Source organism: Microcoleus sp. B3-D2, from assembly GCF_036705345.1.
GTDB lineage: Bacteria > Cyanobacteriota > Cyanobacteriia > Cyanobacteriales > Microcoleaceae > Microcoleus.
The window spans coordinates 1-18,808 of sequence record NZ_JAUBUG010000038.1 but is presented as its reverse complement, the minus strand read 5'-3'; the positions used below and the strand labels follow the sequence as shown (position 1 = coordinate 18,808).

Below are 18,808 nucleotides of genomic sequence, written 5' to 3'. Positions count from 1 at the left end.
GTTAAGTAAACTGATTTATCCTAGATTTTAATGTGTGGAATACTTTCCGTTTCGCTCCAAGCTGCTGCTACCCATTCCTGGATGGCAGGCAAGGCTAAAATAGCCTCCGCATAAGCTTTGGCTGATGAATCTAATTTAACTCCGTAGGTGACAAAACGCATAACAACGGGGGCAAACATAGCGTCAACAACTGTGAATTTTCCGAATAGCATATTGCCGCCTGTCCCGAATTTTTGGCGGCATTCGCGCCAAATGGTAAAGATGCGATCGATCTCTGCTTCTACACCGGCAGTCATCCCTTCTCCCGGATAGCGGTTGCGGCAGTCCATCGGCATATTGTCGCGCAAATTTTGGAACCCCGCGTGCATTTCGGCGGCAATCGAACGGGCGATCGCCCGTTCCGCTACATCTGCAGGCCACAAATCATTTGCAAAGCGATCGGCAACGTATTCGCAAATTGCTAATGATTCCCACACTTTCAGATCGCCGTCGATTAAAACTGGCACTTTTCCCGAAGGAGAATAGCGCCGAATTTCTTCATGCGTTGTAGGCCAGTCTAAAGGGATTCTCACCTCGGCAAATTCCAGTCCAGCTTGTTTCATCGCCAGCCAAGCACGCAGCGACCAAGACGAATAATTTTTATTACCAATAACAAGTGTCAATTCGCTCATAGTTTAACTTTCAGCTATTTGCAATCCCAGTTAAATTTTAAGTTTTAGAGTTGAATACACAAAGGCGTGAGACTGAATGACGATCCTCTTCGAGGGTTTCGCTAACGCGCGTTAGCGAAGCCCTCGAAGAGGATCGGCCCGTTTTCTGCACCAGCCTCTGCAAGCATTTTAGATTAACAGCCTCCCAGCGTTCCGCGTTTTTCTGCAAACTGCGATCGGGGGGCTGTATCGAACACACTTGATTTGGCATCGAATGATCTGTCTCTGTGGATTTTGGCATCGTTAGCGGTAGGTACGGTTACTGTATAGTGCATTTCCTCTGCCTCTACACCACCGCCTGAGAGGATTTCATCTACTGTAATTTTTTTTAGGGAAGCTGGGTCTACATTGTGAAATTTTCTGTCAACTTCTTGACTCTCAAACTCTTGATTGTTTTCCATACTGACCGCCATTGAAAAACGTGACGACATAAAAACTTACTAAATATAATATATACCCAAACAAAGGATCGAGCAATAGCCAAAATTTATTTTTCGCTATGAACTCTATGTGTTATTCTGAGTTTGGTAAAAGCTGTTTCTGCTTAGACCGCGATCGCCCCCTTCCCAAATTGAGCAATTTACACTCTAGAAATTGACATGATTACTGTTGCACTTCCCAAAGGCGGATTGTTAGGAGATAGCATTCGCCTGTTTAAATCGGTTGGATTAGACTTCAGTGCTTTTCTCGATTCCTCTAACCGACAACTTCAAATATATGACCCTACCGGTACGGCCAAAGCTTTGCTAGTAAGGACGCACGACGTGCCGGTTTATGTGGAATACGGTCAAGCGGATTTGGGGATTGCTGGCTATGATGTTTTGCGGGAAAAAAAGCCGAAAGTTGCCAATTTAATTGATTTAAAATTTGGCAAGTGTCGGCTGTCGGTGGCGGTGAAGGAATCTAGTTCTTATCGACGAACTGTGGATTTGCCTCCTCACGGTAGAGTTGCTTCTAAGTTCGTACACTGTGCAAGGGAATATTTTCACAATTTGAATTTGCCGGTGGAAATTGTGCCGCTTTACGGTTCTGTGGAGTTGGGGCCGATTACGGGTATGTCGGAGGCAATTGTGGATTTGGTTTCGACTGGCAAAACGTTGCGGGAAAATGGTTTGGTGGAAATTGATGTTTTGTTTGAAAGTTCGGCTTATTTAATCGGTCATCCTTTGAGTTACCGTTTGAATACCGGAGGTGTGAATGAGTTAATCGGGAAGTTGAGAGAGCAAGTTTTGACGACTGTTTGATGCTAACTCCAATTAGAGTAGACTTATTGGATAAATCTTTCATTGATAGGGAAACCACAGACGCAATGCGGGATAGTTGGGGACTTTTGCACTAAGTCTAAACTATTGTAGGGTGGGCTTGTAGCTCGCCCTAAAAGTTAAATCTTTATGAAGTGCTATTTCCCGGTAAAAAACCTAGTTTTTCCTGGCAGCGATTTATATAAAAACGGACAACTGTATCCGCAGGGTTTTGTTCTATTAGTTGCTGAAAATATCTCAAGGCGGCGACAAACTTTTCGGATTGCCATCCTTGAATTCCTTTGTCAAATAAACCCTGGGTAAGCTGCTTTGCCTCAGAGTCGGGACAGGAGGCTGCCCAGATTTCGTAGATTTCAATAGCTTGCTGCTTGCCGCGCGGAGTTACTCGATCTATCCAGCGATAGTAATAATTGTTCCTTGCCAAACCGCTGTCTGTAGCAGTCGCCTCAGAAGTAGAAGTAATAGTCTCCTGTGTTTCCACTTCCAAGTCGCACTTTAATAATAGACTTTCTTTTGATTTTGAGTTGGAACTTATGCCATGTAGAAATTCTCTTGCATGAACGATCGCATTTTCGCTAACAATAATTTGGCAACCGTATATTTTAGTTAAATTTTCTAACCTAGAAGCTGTATTTACCACATCGCCGATGACTGTAGAGTCCATGCGGCGATCGGAACCTAAAGTGCCGATCATGCCGATACCTGTGTTAATTCCCGTACCAATATTGACGGGAGATTCTAAATTGTATTGGTGGCGACTGGCATTAAATTCTTGCAAAGTTTCTTGCATTGCTACTGCGGCTTCGATCGCATCCATAGCGTGAGAATTCGGCTTGTCAAATACTGCCATGATTGCATCGCCTAGGTATTTGTCAATAAACCCGCCGTGAGACGTTATGCACTCGTTCATTTTAGTAAAAAAAGCGTTCAACCATTCAAAAGTCTCGCGAGCTTGTTGAGATTCCGCGATCGCAGTAAACCCGCGAATGTCGCAAAATAAAACCGTCAGCTCTTCTTCTGTGACATTGCCCAACTGAATAGATTCTATTCCTTGCGGCGCAATTCGTCCGAGAAGTTGCTCTGGCACAAATAGCTGAAATTTTTCTGAAAGATATTCGTTGGCTTCCCAAGCTGCGGCGATTTGGCGTTTGCTTTGCTCTTTGACTTGCTGGTTGAGTTGGGAAGATACAGCTTGCGATCGCATTTGACTCAACTGCAAAATATTTTCCACTTTCGCCAGCAACAAACGACTGTTAAAAGGCTTTGTCAAATAATCATCGGCCATCATTTCTAACCCTTTGATGCGAGACATATCGTCATCGAGGGCAGTTAAAAAAATTACCGGTACAGTTTGCAATGCGGTATCCTTCCGCAGGCTATCGCACACATCAAAACCGTCCATCTCCGGCATCATAATATCTAGTAAAATTAAATCGGGTCGAGAGGCGCGGGCAAGCGAGAGCGCTTCATGGCCAGATAGGGCTGATACTGTAGCGTATCCTTTCAGGTGCAATAACTCTTCCAGTAAAATCAGATTAGCTGGCTCGTCATCAACCAACATGATGCAGGGCGACTTGTTTGACATCGAATATGATATAATATATTGAATTTAGCTCGGGAGTTGCGCGTGGGGAAGCTCGAAAACTGGTTGATTCGTATATTTCTCGTTACTAAACTCGATATTTTTCGTAGGAACCAGCTTTCGCAGGCAAGTGCGGGCAAGTCATATACATATTTATCTACTCTTGAGTTTAACCTTTGTTGTTATCAATTATCATAAATGGCGGTGCTGGAACTGCAAATAATTATTGTTAGCCCAGAAAAGAACGGACAGTAGCAATCATCAAATTCAAATCCAGTGGCTTGCTCAAATAAGCAGAAGCGCCAGCTTCCAAACATCGATCGCTGTCACCGGGCATCGCCATCGCCGTCACCGCAATCATCGGTACCGAGTCCCAGACAGGATCTGCTTTAACTCGGCGCATCAACTCAAAGCCGTCAACATCCGGCAACTGAATGTCCATCAAAATCAAATCCGGCAGCAACTCCGGGGCAGAAGAGGCGGCGAGAATACGATCGGCCATCACCTTCCCATCCGCGAGTATCTCTACCCCGTACCCCTCTAATTCCATCACCTCAGAAATTAACAATTGGTTAAAAGGCTGGTCTTCGACAACCAAAATACGCTTCCTGCCAATGGGTAAAGCAATCGCAGAACCTGGCACTAACTTGCTATCCAAAGCACAAGAAGCAAAGCTTCCCAACTGTTGACGCATCTCCGTCAAAGGCAGCCAAACGCGGAAAAGACTTCCCCGATCGCAAACAGATTGAAAAGAAACAGTTCCCCCGTGCAATTCTGCCAGACGCTTAGTCAAAGCCAAACCCAAACCTGTACCTTCGTGCCGCCGAGTCAGGGAAGAATCCACCTGTTGAAAAGGTCGAAATAGCAAGTGCCAGCGGTCTTGAGGAATGCCGATGCCGGAGTCTTGCACCTCAAAACAAAAATAAGGAGTGCTGGCATTTACAGGAGAACAATCCGGCCGGTAGTCGCCGTCTATTTCACTGCCGTAGACCAGACGCCCGCTGAGTTTAACTTGTCCCTGTTCGGGGGTAAATTTGATGGCATTGGAAAGTAAATTAATCACAATTTGCCGCACTCGCCGTTCGTCGAGCCAAACTTTAGTAATACGGTAGTCGAGTTCTAAAGACAAACCGATTCGCTTTTTGTCTGCCCGTGGCTGCATCATTTTCAGACAGTCTGTCGCGAGTTCTTGAACGCGCACAGGTTGTAAGTTTAGTTCTACTTTCCCGGCTTCTATTTTAGAAAGATCGAGAATATCGTTGATTAGCTGCAACAAGTGCTGACCGCTTTTTTCGATCAGTTCTACATAGTTGATTTGTCGATCGCTCAACTGTCCGGCTGTTTGTCGCAGCAGCAAGTCAGAAAATCCGAGAATGCTGTTGAGAGGCGTCCGCAATTCGTGGGACATTGAGGCTAAAAACTCGGATTTCAACTGAGAAGAATACTCTAATTCTTCGTTAACTTGGCGCAGGTTTTCTTGTGTCTGAGCCCGCTCGATCGCCGCCCCCAGAGTCCGGCAAGCAGCCTCCAGCACTTCTTGGTGGACGGCGGTTTGCAGTTTTTTGACGTTGCGCGACTCCAGCGTCAGCACTCCGATAATTGTACCGTCGGTAGCTGCGATCGGAAAAATGCCCAGTTGTCCGATTCCCGGATGCCGAAATTCCGGCACGGCATTGGGATGTTGGGCATAATCCTCTACGAACACAGGTTTACCAGTTTTCACCACTTCCCACAGCAAACCCATGCCGTAGGGAATGCCTTGGTCGAGCAATTCTTGCATTCCTGCGACTACCGGTTCCCCGTAAGTAGCCAGAAATTGACTAGAAATGTGGTTGGAAATCGCCGCCGCTTGCCGATCGTTTCCCTTGCCGCTAATCACCTTGACATCTCCGAAAGCTGCATTCATTGCCTCTACCAGATAGGTGAGGGCAAACTGACCTATTTCTTGCAAACTGTCAGACTTTTGCAGGCGTTCGGTTAAACCTAAAAGAAAGCTCAGCCGCCTGACTTCTGCGTTCAAGCTAGCTTGGGAGTTTTGGTATATCGTAACGTCTCGAAAGGTTAACAGCCGTCCGCCGCTGTTGGTAATCGTGGCGCACACCTCCAAACAAACCGCATTGGATTGCTCGAAATAAAATGATAAACTTTCATGCTGAGATGTTTCGAGTGCTTGCTGAAACTCTTGCCACTGTTGAACAGACAAGTAACCCCGATCGACAATTGCCGCAAACAGCAAGTGGCACTTCGGCTTTGTTTCCAGCCATTCTGGGGAGAGATCCCAAATTCCGGCCAATTTTTTGTTAAACAAAACTAAGCAGTCAGACGAGTCGAACAGAGCGATCGCATTGTCTACTTGGTTGAGAATCAGTTCTTGGTCTGCCCTCAACTGGTGCAAGTCTCTCTCCATTTTCTCTGTGTGTGTAGCTCTTAGTTTTGTTGTCATAACTTTCTAGGGATATGGCAATAATTATTTTATAATCCCTTACTTAATGTGACATAATTTTAGGTTTTTGGGCAGTGAGGGGGATCGATCGGTCTTGTGATCTGAGACACTTGCTGGTTTCCGAGGGCGATCGGAACCCGCTTTGAACTGCGCCGGCTATTGTTTAATCATCAGGCAATAAGGAGGGAAATCCTTATGACAGAAGCAGAATTTTTTAATAACAATGTTGTCGAACTTGATGGCATCTGACTTGAAAGTATTGTGTCCAACCCTGTGCTAAATTGACCCATAATAAAAACTAATTCCGGCGATAAGGAATCACCATATAGCAATCATCGCATCATTTGTGAATGTCTTACTCCCTCTAAGCAGGTTCGGGGAGGGTTGGGGTGGGATAAAAAAATTACGACTTGTGCAATGATTTCTATAGGTCAAATGCAATCATGACCTTACCCTTAAATTTTATTAGCAATAACTTAGTTATTTAGATTAACTGCTCAAGCAAGTGTTGGATTCAAAAACATAGGCATAAGGCGCGCCCTAACCACCCGGAGACAGTGTTCTGAGTTTCAAAAAAGCAACTTTAGGCTCGTGAACCCAAACCATACACAATCAGTTATTCCCAATAATTTAATCTAAAATTGTGCGACTGAGCGCTCGCGCCGAACTCTAAAATCTACAATGATATGAGTTATTACGATCGCACTTATGAGTAAGGTGTGCACAGTGCACACCCTACAAATGTGAGTTAAGCTAATCCGCGTTTAAATGGCAGAGTAAAATAAATTTTTACTCTTGTGGAGCGGGCAGGAGCTCCCGCACTTAACATACAATTTAAATGCCGTACAGGTTAGAGCGTAAGTATTGTTAATGTTTCTTAGGATTTTTCGGAAAAGGAATGCCCAAACTTTCGTGAAAAACAACCTGAGTTTTATAAGTCAAGCGCCGGTTAACTTGTTTGATGATTTTTTCCAAAAGCGCATCGCCGGTTTTTTCTATTAAAGGTTGAGACATCGATCGAATAAACTTGGGAAAGCAAACCCCCACAGCCAAATCCAGCTTCCAGCTAGTAATGGTAATCGCAGGCGGCAGCTTAGCACGTTCCGAGCTCGGCCAATCCGCGGCAAACTCCTGAGACGGTATCTCCACTAGCTTCATTGCCGATCGAAAATCCACTTCATACCCAGGCGAGGTATAATCCGGAACCGGAATTGTCTTAATCAAATAGCAGCCTTCAGCGTCAGGCGGCAGCAATTCTAAACCAATTCTCGCTTCAACGCGGTAGCCGAAAGCCCCAAAACGCCCGATTAATAAATCATAGCCGTTTTCTCCGAGCGGCTCGGCCTTCATCGGCGAAGCGCAGTGGCAAAACCAAGTCTTGTGGTTGTTCAAATGGTTCCCCACCGTCTCCGCATCTGCGTACATCTCCATGCTGTCTTCAAAATGCGTGTGAAACCAAATCGGCTCAACTTCCTCTCCTGCATCCGCGCTTCCACTTTCGGGCTGTCGGAAACTCGCATCTGGGTAGCAATTTTCGTCAGAAGCTTCAACAGTTTGATATTCAGCGGAATCGTGCTTCATATTATGCTCTCCTGTTATACACGCCAATCAATCTGGTTGGGGATGTGTTAAGGAAGTTTCCTCCCTACAATTGAGAAATTGATAGTAACAAAACTTACCCTAATCCAGCATAACTCGACTTATGAAAGCATTTGTAGCAGGAGCCACAGGTCAGACTGGCCGCCGCATCGTCACAGAATTGGTCAAGCGAGGTATTCCCGTGCGCGCCTTAGTCCGAAATCTAGACACAGCTAGACAAATTTTACCACCGGAGGCTGAGTTAGTGACTGGGGATGTATTAAATGCGACTTCCCTGGGCGATGCCATCGGCGATAGTACGGTATTGCTGTGCGCGACAGGGGCGGCCCCTGGTTTTGACCCGACAGCGCCTTACAAGGTGGATTTTGAAGGTACTAAAAATTTGGTGGATGCAGCTAAGGCTAAGGGCATTGAGCATTTTGTGCTTGTGACTTCTCTGTGCGTCTCTCAGTTTTTTCACCCGCTGAATTTGTTCTGGCTGATTCTGGTTTGGAAGAAGCAAGCCGAGGAATATTTGCAAAAAAGCGGCTTGACTTATACGATCGTCCGTCCGGGCGGTCTCAAAAATGAGGATAATTCAGATGCGATCGTCATGACTGGTGCGGACAAAATGTTTGAGAGCAGCATTCCCCGCACTAAGGTAGCCCAAGTGTGCGTGGAGGCGCTGTTTCAGCCGGCTTCTCGCAACAAGGTTGTGGAAATTGTGGCGAAGTCGGAGGCTCCGCAAAAGAGTTTTGAGGAGTTGTTTGCCAGTGTGATTTGATTGAATTAGCGTCGCTTGGGTTCGGTGCGTCAGACTAAAAACACTTTGATTTGGATCTGATATCAAATCCGTTAGCATCGGAATAGTAAATTCGAGTTCACTGTTGACGGTTGACTGTTGACTGTTCACTCTCAACAGTCAACCGTCAACATCATGTATGAGTGTAACCGGAAATGATATGAGATGTTGCACCATTGTCAAGAACAGGCAAGATGCCTGTTCCACAACAAAAAGTGCATTTTCTTGTGGGGTGGGCAGGAGAGCCCGCCCAAAAAAGGCTTATCGAGAATGGTGCAAGATGTGATTTGGGTCAAAGATTTGGGCTGACGCACCCTACAACAATTTTCCGATCGCCAAATCTGGCAAAATCTTAATAGTTTTACGATTCGCCGTTGAAATTTCCCTCTCCCAGCATGAAAACTCTCAAGTGGCCAGCTTGGTTCCCCTATCCGATTTCGTGGTTAAGGGCATTTGCTCTCGCTCAGAGTTTTAGTTTTGTCCTTCGCAGGGGCATTCCTTTTGTCAGCGACGATATCGGCTTTCTGACTCTACTGCTGGCGGCTTGGCTGATTCAGTTGCCTGTGTTTTTTGTTTTTCATTTGTTCTCCGTCAAAATCTTAAATCCCTTACTAATTATGCTGCCGGGGCGCTTTCGCGTTGCGCGCAAGTTCCAGCGCAGGCACACAGGTATTCGATCGCACTTGCGAGAAGGCTTGAATGCTGTTGTAGTGATTTTTTTTGCATTTAATCTGTCGCTGTTGGTGCAACTTGCGATTTTTTATTGGCCAGCGCGATCGATCGATCCGGCTCAGTTACTAACAGGAATATCTACTCTGACAAATGTTGCGGTAGCAGGTGAATTAGATTTCTGGTCGATTAAATTGGCGGGGGTTTTATCGAGTTTAACACTGTTAGCGGCCCCCCTATATCAATACGATTTTCGGGTGCGCCGGATGCGGGTGGCTCGAAAATGGGTTGAAATTTCGGAAATGGAAATGACTTTGCTGGAAGCTGAGAAATTTGGCCGTCGAAAAAGAGGTTTGCTGAGGCGATCGGAGATTCAAATCCTCGGATTTATACTTTTAATCGGCGCTGTGATTAGCGGCGGTGTTTTTTTGGTTCCTAATTTGCGGGGAAATCAGCAGTTATCACAGTCGGCGAGTGAGGGGAGAAAATTCCCGCCGCTGGCTATGAAAACCGGCGATCCTTACATTCGGGCGCTGATGCGAACTATTTCTGCTAGCGAGTCGAATGTTTCTCGCCCTTATCACGTTGTTTACGGTGGCAAATATATATTAGATTTGAGCCGCCATCCTGACTGGTGCGTGAAGATTGTTAAGGGCCCGAATCGAGGCAAGTGTACTACCGCTGCGGGCAGGTATCAATTTCTGACTACGACTTGGAAGGAGAAGGCGAAGCGCTATCAGGCGCGTCGTGCTAATTTTTTATTCTGGGAAGATTACAGTTTTGAACCAGAAGATCAGGATGCTGTGGTTTATGCTTGGTTGAGCGATCGCAAGTTTTGGAAAGCCGATATTCCTGAGATGTTGCGCCAGGAAAGATTAACTGAGGTATTGCGGATGCTTTCAGGAACTTGGACGAGTTTGGGATATGGAATTGAGAACAATTCTATGAGTTCTCGTTTGCCGAAAGTCTACCGGGAAATGCTGCGGGAAGAATTGGAAAATGCTGGTTCTTAGGGAGTTAAATGTTGGCTGTTGACAGTTGACGGTTGACGGTTAACTGTTAGCTGTTAAGCTGAGGTGCATCTACATTTTACAGTCAACTTTGATGAAATTATTGTGGGGTGGGCGTCTCGCCCGCCCTAAAAATACAACTTAAATGCACAACAGCTTAACGAATCTTATTGGTGATAAACAAGGCAAAGAAATTAAGAAATCACCACTAAAAAGTAACGAATAACTAATCCTTCAATTTGGGTAAAAATGCTGTCAAACATTTGTACAATTCTAATCCCGATCCAGCTTGCAGCGGATAAAAGTTGTCGAAATTAATGGGGTTTCCGGGTGCTAATTTCCACTCGGTTTTCTGTGCTGTTTTTGGGGAAATTTCGATCGCTACCGTGATGTTAATAATGTTGTTGTGCTGGGGGATTCCCCGGAAGCAGTAACTTTTGCCAGTGCGTTTGTCTGAATCGCTGCCGGTGATGTATCTGTCTTGTTTGCGAAATTGGATTTCTCTGAAAGGTCGATCGATCGCAAAGGAGTCTCGGTAGCGGTAGTCTCCCTCGCGCAAGATTTCGACAGTCGGCTTGATTTGACTTATAACTATTGCTGGACTAAGAGTTAGCATCATTGATCCGCGTTCCTCTTGTGAAATCAGTGATTTTGCTGCCTGGTGGCTGAGTCGCTGTGGGCGATCGGCTTAAACAAACCCGCCGTGTAACAAATTAATAAAAGTTGTGATGAAGTTTAAGTTTATCCCTACCTATCGTGAATAATTATTTCATGGTTTCAGCTCTGTTACCTATCTGACTAATAATAGAAATATACAGCAAGCCCTGAGAAACTTTACGGGCGAATATTTAGGATTAATTGACTATACTACGAGGATACAGCTATGTTGGGCGTGACGCAAGAAACAAAAAATTTAGGGCGGGTTGAAACCGAAAATTCCCAACTACGAGGCTCTTTCACCTCTGCGTCTAACAGTACCAATATTCTCCGATCGCGAGTTTACAAAGATGAGGCTTTGGTGTCTGCTACCTTGGCCGGGCTGCCAGCTCTTTTGGCATCCCTCGAAAGCTTTCGCGAGCAGTAGAACTTGGCATTTTATAGTGCTATATATGGCGCGTGGATGTTTGTGATAGCGACTGCCAACCGAGCAGGGGCTGTTTTGATTCCACCTAAAATTCTTCTCGATTTGAGTAGAGTTTTACGGTACTGAACTCTTCTGGGACGCAGAAACCTGGTTGTTTACACAAAAACATTTTTACAGCCCTTTGTTAGGGTATGAAAAATGGTATAAAAACCCGGTTTCTTAGTGTGTGTGCGTAAGTCTTGTGTTAACAAAATTTATTTGTGAGTGTCATCGGGTGCGATCGATGCCTCTACCTCTTGGGAAGAACGGCTTAACATAGAGTCGTGCAGGTGTTCGTTGTGCTGCCTTTCTTGAGCCATTAATTCTCTGGCTTTTTCTTCAGCAATTCCTTCGCTAGGTGTTTCTAGCTCGTGGGAGGAACGGTTGAGCATAGAGTCTTGCAAGTGTTCGCTATGCTGCCTTTCTCGTGCAATTAGTTGTCTAGCTTTTTCTTCTGCGTTCATGAGTAGTTTCTCCAATTGCTTGTTAGAACCGATTCTTATATTAAGATGCCACACTTCGAGGGTAAAGGTAGCAAATTTAACAGAAAATTTTACAAAAAATTGATAAATAGTTGAGTATGCTGGCGGTGGGTATGGGGAGCGGTGGTTGCCGAGCTAATTATTGCCAGACGCCGGAAAAGATATTCTTGACTGCGATCGCAATTCGATTTAAGTCTTCCTTCAGCAGCGGTGGCCAAGAAACTCCTCTGCCGAGTCCAGCTTCAAATTGCTGCAAACCTTCTACTGAGAGTAAATGCAGTGCCGAAATCAATTGTCGATCGAGCATTGGAGATTCTTGCAGCCCTTCAAACAATATTTTTAAAGCTAATAAAATCGATGTCACCTGTCCGGGTACGGGGGGCTGACCTTGTTTGAGACGCATCAGGAAGGCGTCGGGATTTTTCTTGGTTTCCAGGGCGGTTCCTTGGTCGATCAGAAAACTGCGGGCTGTTTTGTAATCCATTTGACGTGCGATAGATCTCCTGCAATTAATTAGCTGGCATTATATCACTTTTTGTCGCGCTCAATTTGGTAATATATTTCCATACAGCCTACACTACAGCTACTCGTGAGGTACGCCCACAAGCACGCTACAGCTACTGATTAGAGGCGTAGCATTCATCCCACAGTCGCATTGAGCGAAGTGAAACGGACAGGGAAAAATAAAACAATGGCAAAACACCAAAGAAATAGCAGAAAATCCAAGATTTATCGCTACTTGTGGCTGCTTTTTTTGTGTCTGAGCTTTCTGTTAGTTCCGCTCATCAAAAAAATAGCGCTCGATACGCCATTCCCCCCACCTGCTCCTATTGAAAATAATGCTACTTTTGGAGCGAGGATTCAAAGGACGATGGGGCTACTTGCAGCTAGCACTCCAACAGACCGCCGCCAAGTGCGTATCCTATTCTACGGTCAATCCATCACAGCACAAGATTGGTGGAAAGATGTAGTGAAGGATTTGAGACAGCGATTTCCCAATGCAGATTTGATTGTGGAAAATCGGGCAATCGGAGGATTTGCAGCCCCGATTTTAATCCGTCCCAGCGAACACGATTTGTATCCTTTTTATCCAGACTTGCTAATTTTTCACGTTTACGGAGGCGGTGAAGATTACGAAACCATAATTGCCAATGTCCGCAGCCGCACTGCTAGCGAAATACTCTTGCATTCAGACCACATCGACTGGATGCCGACAGGCAACAGCGACGATCCAAATTCAGTCAGCAGATACGAATGGCACAACACTCATTCTACTAAATTGCTGCCTGAGTTGGCCGATAAATACGGCTGCGAAATCGCCGAAATTCGTGAACCTTGGATGCGGTATTTGAAAGATAATCGCTTGCAGCCAAAACAGCTATTGAGCGATGAAATTCACCTCAATGATTGGGGAAATTTTCTCCTAGCTGCTCTCATAAAACCGCACCTGCGATACAAGCCAAATTCTTTTCAACCGCCGCAGGATTTAGTGAAAACCTATACAGTTGGCAGGGATGTTAAGTGGCAAGATGGCAAGTTGGTTTTAGAATTTGAAGGGAATAGAATAGATGCGATCGCCGATAAAACCTTCAACGGCAAGGCAATCTCTGCTAAAATAGCGATCGACGGCAAAAAACCCTCAGAATTTCCTGAACTTTACAGCATCACCAGACCTAGCCTTAGCCTTGGCGTTCCTTGGCCCGCTATTCTCCAAGTATCCAGCCAAAAACCGCTAATCGTCGAGGACTGGAAAGCTGTAATTACTGAGATTAACAGCGACGCCAGCAAGTTTAAATTTGACGTTGTAGGTTCTAAAACAGGTTACGACGGCAGCGGTACAAACGACAAATTGTTTGTCTCAAACTCGGGTCGCGTCGTGATTGAACCGAGAAACTGGTGGCTGAAAAATTCTTATGAATACTCTAAAAAACCGACGCCTAAAGGCTTTGAGATTTCCTGGCAGGTGCGACCAATGTTTGTGGATTCATACGTTCCTCCACAAATTCCAGATTCAAGCCGCGAGTATTCTACAACATTGGCTCAGAATTTGAGCAATTCCAAACACACCCTCGAAATCGTCCCCGAAACAGATGGGAAAGTTCCTATTGGGGCAATTCGAGTGTATCGCCCTCCTTTCTCCAATCTAAAATCTCAAGTTGAGAGTTTGAAACCGCAGATATCAGCGGATGAAAACCGATGAACGCTGATGCAATTTTATCAGCGTTTATTTGCGTTCATCTACGGTTAAAAAAATCTTCATGTTAATTTTTTTATAGCCATCGCCTTGGCGGCGCAGGGCGTTGATGATTGTTCAAACGCTTAATATTTAAGCATCTTGACTCCTGACTGCGGCTATAATCGCCAAGATTATCAACTTCTAGGACTCCCCAACTCCTGAAACATCAACAGCGATAAACATAAATCCGCCATAAAAATCAACACCCAAGAAGTTACCACCGCCGCCGTGGCAGCTTGGCCTACTCCTTTCCCTCCGCCCACCGTCGTCAATCCCCAACCGCAACCGACAAGGGCAATTATCAACCCAAAAATAAAACTTTTAATCGCCACAGTTACTAAATCCCAAGGCGCCAAAAAAGTTCGCACTGATTCCAAAAATACCGACGGTTCCAAATTATAAAAATTAACCGCTACAAATAGCCCGCCCAAAATCCCCATCGCTACCGCACAAATTGTTAAAATCGGCAGCATGATGCAGCAAGCTATCACCCTCGGCACTACTAAATAATCAACCGGATTTGTTCTTAACATATACAGGGCGTCTATTTGTTCCGTCACCTGCATTTCTCCTATCTCCGCCGCAAAGGCCGAACCTACTTGTCCCGCCACCACGCCCGCCGTTAAAAGCGGTGCTAATTCCCCACAAAATGCCACAGCAAAAGGACCTCCCACCGCCTCAACCGCGCCAAAGCGAACCAATTCTCGGGCGGATTGAAAGGTAAAAATCATGCCCCCAAAAAAGGCTATTAGCAGCACGGATCGCAAAGAATCCAGGCCTACTGTTACTAAATGTTCCATGATTTTGCGGTGGTCAATTTTGCCTTGGAGTATGCGTAGCAGCACTTGACCGCCCAAGAACAATGTCAAGAAAAACCGCTGAAACCATCTGTTATTAAAGGTTTCATCTAAATGTCGATCGTGCTTTTCTTGGTATTTTTTAACCAATGACTGATGGCTCGCGATTAATTGCAAACAGAGCGAAGCATTGCCACATAGAGATTTCCGGCAATCCTAAAGCAATTATTGCACGATTTGTCAACATATATTTTTAGTCTGCCAGCCCTGCGGTTGGTGTGCTCTACCTTTTTAGATTTTAGATTGGCACTGATTGATTCTGTGGTAATCATCACTCATTTTCAAATCTAAAATCTAAAATCCTAGGACTACTCCGCCAGTAATAAGTCGATCAACTTATCCAACTGTTCATTATATTTTTCGGCTTGCTCCTTGCCAATTCTCAGCAGGTCAGATATCTTCTCTTCCGAGGCATCATCAATCGGCAGCGGTTGTTCGCGGCTCAAATCTGGATTAATTCTCAAATATTGATTGGGTCTTTCAATTGCATCATAAATTTGGACCATTTGATAATTTACAGTTTCAGCAACTCCCGTCATCATGATATTAATCAAAGGCTCCACCCACTCAACTTTACCCCAATCTTTCGCTTCTTCATAGGGGAATTTTTTCTGAGCTTGTCCTGTCCCCAGCGATAAAATTACCATATCTTGTGCTGTCGGGCCTTTGTCGGGGCGAGCGTCAGGAATCCTGAATTTATTTCTAACTTCTGCATAGGCACAAAGTGCGGGATTGTTTGCGAAAACTCCCCCGTCAATTAAAGCGTAGAATTCGTTGGTTAAAGATCGGATTTTGGGAAGTTCAAAGTAAGAGGGAGCTGCAGATGTCGCTCTGGCGATATCTCTAATAAAATAGTCTTCTGCTGGATATTGTTTAGCATCTATTTGATCAAAAAAGTGAGCTTTTCTCCTTTCGATGTCGTAACTGGAAATTAAACAAGGTTTCAGCAGTTCGCTGAGGCGGCAATCTCTAAAGTTTTCCAAAAAGAACTGTTCTAAGCGCTCGCCGGGATATTTCTCATCTATCAAACCGTCTATAGATCTGAGTTTTTGCCATAATGAACTTTTAAAAACGTCGCGGCCGCTCTTAATCGAAAAATTAACAGCATCTTCGGCCGACCACCGAGGTCTGGTGGGATTTTCGGCGTCAGGACACAAATAGATGCAAGTTAAAATTCCTCCCGCACTCGTGCCAGCGATTAAATCAAAATAGTCAGCTATTTTCGCATCTGGGTTGCCACTTTTTTGTTGCAGCTTTGACTCAACGCTAACTAAAATTTGCGCGGGAATAATTCCTCTAATTCCGCCTCCATCTATTGATAAAATCCTGGTATATTTAGCCATAACTGTTGCCTCTTCTGAATATTTGCTCGTTTCTTACAGTCCGGGATACAAAAATTGGTTTTAGAGGCTAATCTTAGCGGTAAGGTGCTTAGCGCACCTACATAATTCCGAATTCATGCAGCGCTCAATCTCAAATCCCAAATCTTCAATCTAAATTTAATTGGCGGGCTGCGATCGTATAGCGAAAAATGTATTCTACAATTTCTACGTAATTGTAAGCGGCGGCTGGCGAATCTGCCCAGACTGTGATGCCGTGATCGCGAATTAACAAAGCGGGTACAGAGGGCGCACAAATCGCAAAGAATTCGCAAATTTCCTTGGCTATCTTAGGGACTTCTAAATAATTTGTAAAGAGGGGTATCGACACTTGCGGGTTTTCCTCCCAGACCCCCAAACCTTTCAGCATTTCGATCGCGGGTAAAGGCACTGCATCTCCTACTGTTAGCCGAGAAACTAAATTTGCTTCGATCGAGTGGACGTGATAGCAAGCTTTAGCGTTTGGAAAACAATTGTAAACGGCTAAATGAATGCTGGTTTCGGCCGAAGGGCGGCTGTCGGCAACAGGTTGCTCGACAATTGCGCCGTCTGAGTTCATTCTGAGAAAATCCTGTTCAGTTAACTGCCCTTTCGCGCGGCCGCTAGCAGTAATCCAGAAACTGCCATCTGGTAAGCGGGCTGAAAGATTGCCAGCAGTCCCAACCATCCAACCGCGATCGTAAAAATGTTTGGCTGCTGCAATTAAATCCGATCTCAAATCGCCACTCATTCTTTATAATTCCTCAGTTTTTTATTTATTTTTTACGTTAATAGGAATTGCGCTGACCTATCTAAACGTAGGGTAATCCGTGCAAAGCTTACCAATACATATCGCTCTCAACGTAGGGTGAGCCATCAGCATTTTACTAAATACACATACCGCATAGTGCGATTTTTTTGTCGCAATTCCTACGGTAATTTCAATTCCATTTCTGGGACAAACTTTCCAAGATATCAAAAAAATTATCCCATTTAGTATAAGGCTTTTGCTGTTCGTCTAGATACTCGGCAAGCCGATCGCGCGCAAACACCGACGAAGCCTGCAAAGCCATATTAAAATCCGTCAGCGAATCTCCGATCGCCACCTGTTCTTCGGCCGGGTGCTGCGCCATCACCCGCACCTTAGCCACCAATTCCTCATCTCCTTCCAACTCAGAATTGACTTGCAACCGAGGGCCGCTAGCGTCCACATCCACAGCGTAAATAACGCTCGCCCGGTGTACCAAATCGCCCATTACCGTCTCTACCATAATCCGAAGACCGCCGGACACGATCGCAAAATCTACCTTTTTCTCGTCCAAAAAATCCAGCAATTCCAACAATCCCGGCCGCATTAGCCTTCCCCTCGAAAATTCCACAATTTCCCCGTAACATTCCGAGGGAATAGACTCTAGTAACTGCCGCACTCCCGATCGCAAACTCAGCCTTCTAGCGTATATTTCAGGCATCAGTTGAGACGACAGTTCCGGTGCGAAATGCTTGAGCATTGCCACAAAAGTTTCTTCAACGGTTATCGTGCCGTCAAAGTCGCAGAATACCACCCGTTGCTGACGGTTCGGGATAGTAGATTTTTGCTTGTCATCGGTCATTGTCAGTCGCACCTTTCGAGAACGGGAAAAGTTTACACAATTCATCGTACACTGTCGAGCGATCGAGCGCGACTGCCCAAAACTAATAGTGACGCGCTGTTTGTTGGCAATTTCCCGCAGGATTTTATGCAGATTCTTCGAGAGAATCTTCATCTTCCAGGGAATCTTCATCTTCCAGGGAATCTTCCAGGGAATCTTCCAGGGAATCTTCCAGGGAATCTTCTACGTCCTGCTGTTGGTTTTTTGTCTTTTGGGGGTTAGACTTAGCCGGCAAACAGATTAAATTATCATCCTCAGTATTAATCAAACCTTTCGATCGCAACTTACCCATCAGCCGCGTCACCGTCACCCGCGTTGAGCCGATCGCGCTGCCAATTTGAGCGTGAGTCAAGGCCCAAGGCAGCCGATAGCCCCGAACCACATCCGGTTCGCCCTCACCTACGTAAGGTTCGCCGAACTCCTCGATCAACAAAGTGAGAAATCCCAACAGTCGGTCGATCGTCCGGCGCTGTCCCAAAGTGCTCAGCCAGAGAAGTTTCCGCTGGTGCTGGTAGCGAAACGCATCCAAAATTTCCCTACGAAAGTGAGGCCAATTATCCAAGTCGTGCCAGTACATCCACACTACGTGAGTTTGATCGGCATGAGCGTAAGCTTGGAGAGTAAACGGAGACTGAGCAACCAGTTCAAAGGGCTGACCGGCGCCGACGAAGCCCAAAAAAGCTTCTTCTGTAGTTTTGTCAGCGGATTTTGACTTCGCCGCTGCGGCGCTAACTTGAGCGCTGCCTACGAGCCGCACAGAACCTTTCTGAACTAAATACAGCAGTCCGGGTCTTGCGGGAATCCGCTCGTCTTTGCTAAAAGTGCGGCAGCGGTAGTGTTCCTGGGCCCAGTCGATAATTCGCTGCCAAGTGATAAAAGGTCTATCGATAGTCTCTAGAGGTGTGGAAGTTGATTGCATAGGTGAGGCTCTGGGATATATTTGATCAGTGAGAAAAACAGCTTCTGCCAGCAGTTAGAGTCGATTAGGGAGTTACCCCCCTAACCTCTCCTTCAGAACCGTGCGTGAGACTTTCACCTCACACGGCT

Annotated in this window: 18 protein-coding genes; 5 read left to right on the top strand and 13 right to left on the bottom strand. The window is 45.5% G+C overall.

Going from position 1 to position 18,808, the window contains the following annotated elements; translation table 11 throughout:
• Positions 1-20 precede the first annotated feature (20 nt).
• Together QUB14_RS15700 and QUB14_RS15695 are read right to left on the bottom strand one after the other, a co-directional pair.
• The gene (locus tag QUB14_RS15700) at positions 21-671 is read right to left on the bottom strand and encodes a glutathione S-transferase family protein (protein ID WP_333217843.1); all 651 of its coding nucleotides are present in this window, start codon (positions 669-671) and stop codon (positions 21-23) included.
• Between the two features lie 173 nt (positions 672-844).
• On the bottom strand, positions 845-1,111 hold the full coding sequence (locus QUB14_RS15695) for a hypothetical protein (RefSeq protein ID WP_333217842.1): 267 nt from the start codon (positions 1,109-1,111) through the stop codon (positions 845-847).
• 198 nt (positions 1,112-1,309) lie between these two features.
• Between QUB14_RS15695 and hisG the strand changes: the two genes are divergently transcribed.
• On the top strand, positions 1,310-1,954 hold the full coding sequence (gene hisG, locus QUB14_RS15690) for an ATP phosphoribosyltransferase (protein WP_006633153.1): 645 nt from the start codon (positions 1,310-1,312) through the stop codon (positions 1,952-1,954).
• A gap of 145 nt (positions 1,955-2,099) precedes the next feature.
• Here hisG and QUB14_RS15685 read toward each other — a convergent pair whose 3' ends face one another.
• The 3 genes from QUB14_RS15685 to QUB14_RS15675 all read right to left on the bottom strand — a co-directional run bounded on the left by QUB14_RS15685 (position 2,100) and on the right by QUB14_RS15675 (position 7,578).
• Entirely contained in the window at positions 2,100-3,557 is a 1,458-nt protein-coding gene (locus tag QUB14_RS15685; protein ID WP_333217841.1) for a response regulator, read from the bottom strand.
• Between the two features lie 226 nt (positions 3,558-3,783).
• Positions 3,784-5,997 carry an ATP-binding protein gene (locus QUB14_RS15680; RefSeq protein WP_333217840.1) on the bottom strand — a complete coding sequence of 738 codons (2,214 nt, stop codon included), beginning with the start codon at positions 5,995-5,997 and terminating at the stop codon, positions 3,784-3,786.
• 867 nt (positions 5,998-6,864) lie between these two features.
• Positions 6,865-7,578, bottom strand: coding sequence for a DUF1997 domain-containing protein (locus tag QUB14_RS15675; protein WP_333217839.1), 714 nt, complete (start codon positions 7,576-7,578; stop codon positions 6,865-6,867).
• A 121-nt stretch (positions 7,579-7,699) separates the two neighbouring features.
• Here QUB14_RS15675 and QUB14_RS15670 point away from each other — a divergent pair, with 121 nt between their 5' ends.
• Positions 7,700-8,359 carry an NAD(P)H-binding protein gene (locus QUB14_RS15670; protein ID WP_333217838.1) on the top strand — a complete coding sequence of 220 codons (660 nt, stop codon included), beginning with the start codon at positions 7,700-7,702 and terminating at the stop codon, positions 8,357-8,359.
• A 413-nt stretch (positions 8,360-8,772) separates the two neighbouring features.
• A complete protein-coding gene (locus tag QUB14_RS15665) occupies positions 8,773-10,059 on the top strand; it encodes a glycoside hydrolase family protein (RefSeq protein WP_333217837.1) in 1,287 nt (428 codons plus the stop codon).
• 223 nt (positions 10,060-10,282) lie between these two features.
• On the opposite strand, the gene QUB14_RS15660 is transcribed toward QUB14_RS15665, so the two are convergent.
• Positions 10,283-10,675 carry a hypothetical protein gene (locus tag QUB14_RS15660; RefSeq protein ID WP_333217836.1) on the bottom strand — a complete coding sequence of 131 codons (393 nt, stop codon included), beginning with the start codon at positions 10,673-10,675 and terminating at the stop codon, positions 10,283-10,285.
• A gap of 264 nt (positions 10,676-10,939) precedes the next feature.
• Here QUB14_RS15660 and QUB14_RS15655 point away from each other — a divergent pair, with 264 nt between their 5' ends.
• A complete protein-coding gene (locus tag QUB14_RS15655) occupies positions 10,940-11,140 on the top strand; it encodes a hypothetical protein (RefSeq protein WP_333217835.1) in 201 nt (66 codons plus the stop codon).
• A 254-nt stretch (positions 11,141-11,394) separates the two neighbouring features.
• Here the strand turns inward: QUB14_RS15655 and QUB14_RS15650 are convergent, their stop codons facing one another.
• A complete protein-coding gene (locus QUB14_RS15650; protein ID WP_333217834.1) occupies positions 11,395-11,643 on the bottom strand; it encodes a hypothetical protein in 249 nt (82 codons plus the stop codon).
• A gap of 157 nt (positions 11,644-11,800) precedes the next feature.
• Positions 11,801-12,145 (bottom strand): hypothetical protein, encoded by a 345-nt coding sequence (locus tag QUB14_RS15645; RefSeq protein WP_006633144.1) that lies wholly within the window; start codon positions 12,143-12,145, stop codon positions 11,801-11,803.
• Between the two features lie 207 nt (positions 12,146-12,352).
• Here QUB14_RS15645 and QUB14_RS15640 point away from each other — a divergent pair, with 207 nt between their 5' ends.
• On the top strand, positions 12,353-13,861 hold the full coding sequence (locus QUB14_RS15640; protein ID WP_333217833.1) for an SGNH/GDSL hydrolase family protein: 1,509 nt from the start codon (positions 12,353-12,355) through the stop codon (positions 13,859-13,861).
• A 170-nt stretch (positions 13,862-14,031) separates the two neighbouring features.
• On the opposite strand, the gene QUB14_RS15635 is transcribed toward QUB14_RS15640, so the two are convergent.
• From QUB14_RS15635 to QUB14_RS15615, 5 genes are all read right to left on the bottom strand, one after another.
• Positions 14,032-14,844: an MlaE family lipid ABC transporter permease subunit gene (locus tag QUB14_RS15635; protein WP_333217832.1), complete on the bottom strand. Its 813-nt coding sequence runs from the start codon at positions 14,842-14,844 to the stop codon at positions 14,032-14,034.
• A 218-nt stretch (positions 14,845-15,062) separates the two neighbouring features.
• Positions 15,063-16,097 carry a patatin-like phospholipase family protein gene (locus QUB14_RS15630; RefSeq protein WP_333217831.1) on the bottom strand — a complete coding sequence of 345 codons (1,035 nt, stop codon included), beginning with the start codon at positions 16,095-16,097 and terminating at the stop codon, positions 15,063-15,065.
• 145 nt (positions 16,098-16,242) lie between these two features.
• Positions 16,243-16,863 (bottom strand): methylthioribulose 1-phosphate dehydratase, encoded by a 621-nt coding sequence (mtnB, locus tag QUB14_RS15625; protein WP_333217830.1) that lies wholly within the window; start codon positions 16,861-16,863, stop codon positions 16,243-16,245.
• Between the two features lie 190 nt (positions 16,864-17,053).
• A complete protein-coding gene (locus QUB14_RS15620; RefSeq protein ID WP_333217829.1) occupies positions 17,054-17,893 on the bottom strand; it encodes an HAD-IB family phosphatase in 840 nt (279 codons plus the stop codon).
• Complete coding sequence (locus QUB14_RS15615; protein WP_445243782.1) at positions 17,847-18,680, bottom strand: Crp/Fnr family transcriptional regulator; 834 nt, start codon at positions 18,678-18,680, stop codon at positions 17,847-17,849. The genes QUB14_RS15620 and QUB14_RS15615 overlap by 47 nt, the downstream gene beginning before the upstream one ends.
• Between the last annotated feature and the right edge of the window lie 128 nt (positions 18,681-18,808).

Bases quoted from the DNA above. Each gene is read 5' to 3' on its own strand.
- QUB14_RS15700 (WP_333217843.1), bottom strand. From the start codon at position 671: ATGAGCGAATTGACACTTGTTATTGGTAATAAAAATTATTCGTCTTGG.
- QUB14_RS15695 (WP_333217842.1), bottom strand. From the start codon at position 1,111: ATGGAAAACAATCAAGAGTTTGAGAGTCAAGAAGTTGACAGAAAATTT.
- hisG (WP_006633153.1), top strand. From the start codon at position 1,310: ATGATTACTGTTGCACTTCCCAAAGGCGGATTGTTAGGAGATAGCATT.
- QUB14_RS15685 (WP_333217841.1), bottom strand. From the start codon at position 3,557: ATGTCAAACAAGTCGCCCTGCATCATGTTGGTTGATGACGAGCCAGCT.
- QUB14_RS15680 (WP_333217840.1), bottom strand. From the start codon at position 5,997: ATGACAACAAAACTAAGAGCTACACACACAGAGAAAATGGAGAGAGAC.
- QUB14_RS15675 (WP_333217839.1), bottom strand. From the start codon at position 7,578: ATGAAGCACGATTCCGCTGAATATCAAACTGTTGAAGCTTCTGACGAA.
- QUB14_RS15670 (WP_333217838.1), top strand. From the start codon at position 7,700: ATGAAAGCATTTGTAGCAGGAGCCACAGGTCAGACTGGCCGCCGCATC.
- QUB14_RS15665 (WP_333217837.1), top strand. From the start codon at position 8,773: ATGAAAACTCTCAAGTGGCCAGCTTGGTTCCCCTATCCGATTTCGTGG.
- QUB14_RS15660 (WP_333217836.1), bottom strand. From the start codon at position 10,675: ATGATGCTAACTCTTAGTCCAGCAATAGTTATAAGTCAAATCAAGCCG.
- QUB14_RS15655 (WP_333217835.1), top strand. From the start codon at position 10,940: ATGTTGGGCGTGACGCAAGAAACAAAAAATTTAGGGCGGGTTGAAACC.
- QUB14_RS15650 (WP_333217834.1), bottom strand. From the start codon at position 11,643: ATGAACGCAGAAGAAAAAGCTAGACAACTAATTGCACGAGAAAGGCAG.
- QUB14_RS15645 (WP_006633144.1), bottom strand. From the start codon at position 12,145: ATGGATTACAAAACAGCCCGCAGTTTTCTGATCGACCAAGGAACCGCC.
- QUB14_RS15640 (WP_333217833.1), top strand. From the start codon at position 12,353: ATGGCAAAACACCAAAGAAATAGCAGAAAATCCAAGATTTATCGCTAC.
- QUB14_RS15630 (WP_333217831.1), bottom strand. From the start codon at position 16,097: ATGGCTAAATATACCAGGATTTTATCAATAGATGGAGGCGGAATTAGA.
- mtnB (WP_333217830.1), bottom strand. From the start codon at position 16,863: ATGAGTGGCGATTTGAGATCGGATTTAATTGCAGCAGCCAAACATTTT.
- QUB14_RS15620 (WP_333217829.1), bottom strand. From the start codon at position 17,893: ATGAAGATTCCCTGGAAGATGAAGATTCTCTCGAAGAATCTGCATAAA.
- QUB14_RS15615 (WP_445243782.1), bottom strand. From the start codon at position 18,680: ATGCAATCAACTTCCACACCTCTAGAGACTATCGATAGACCTTTTATC.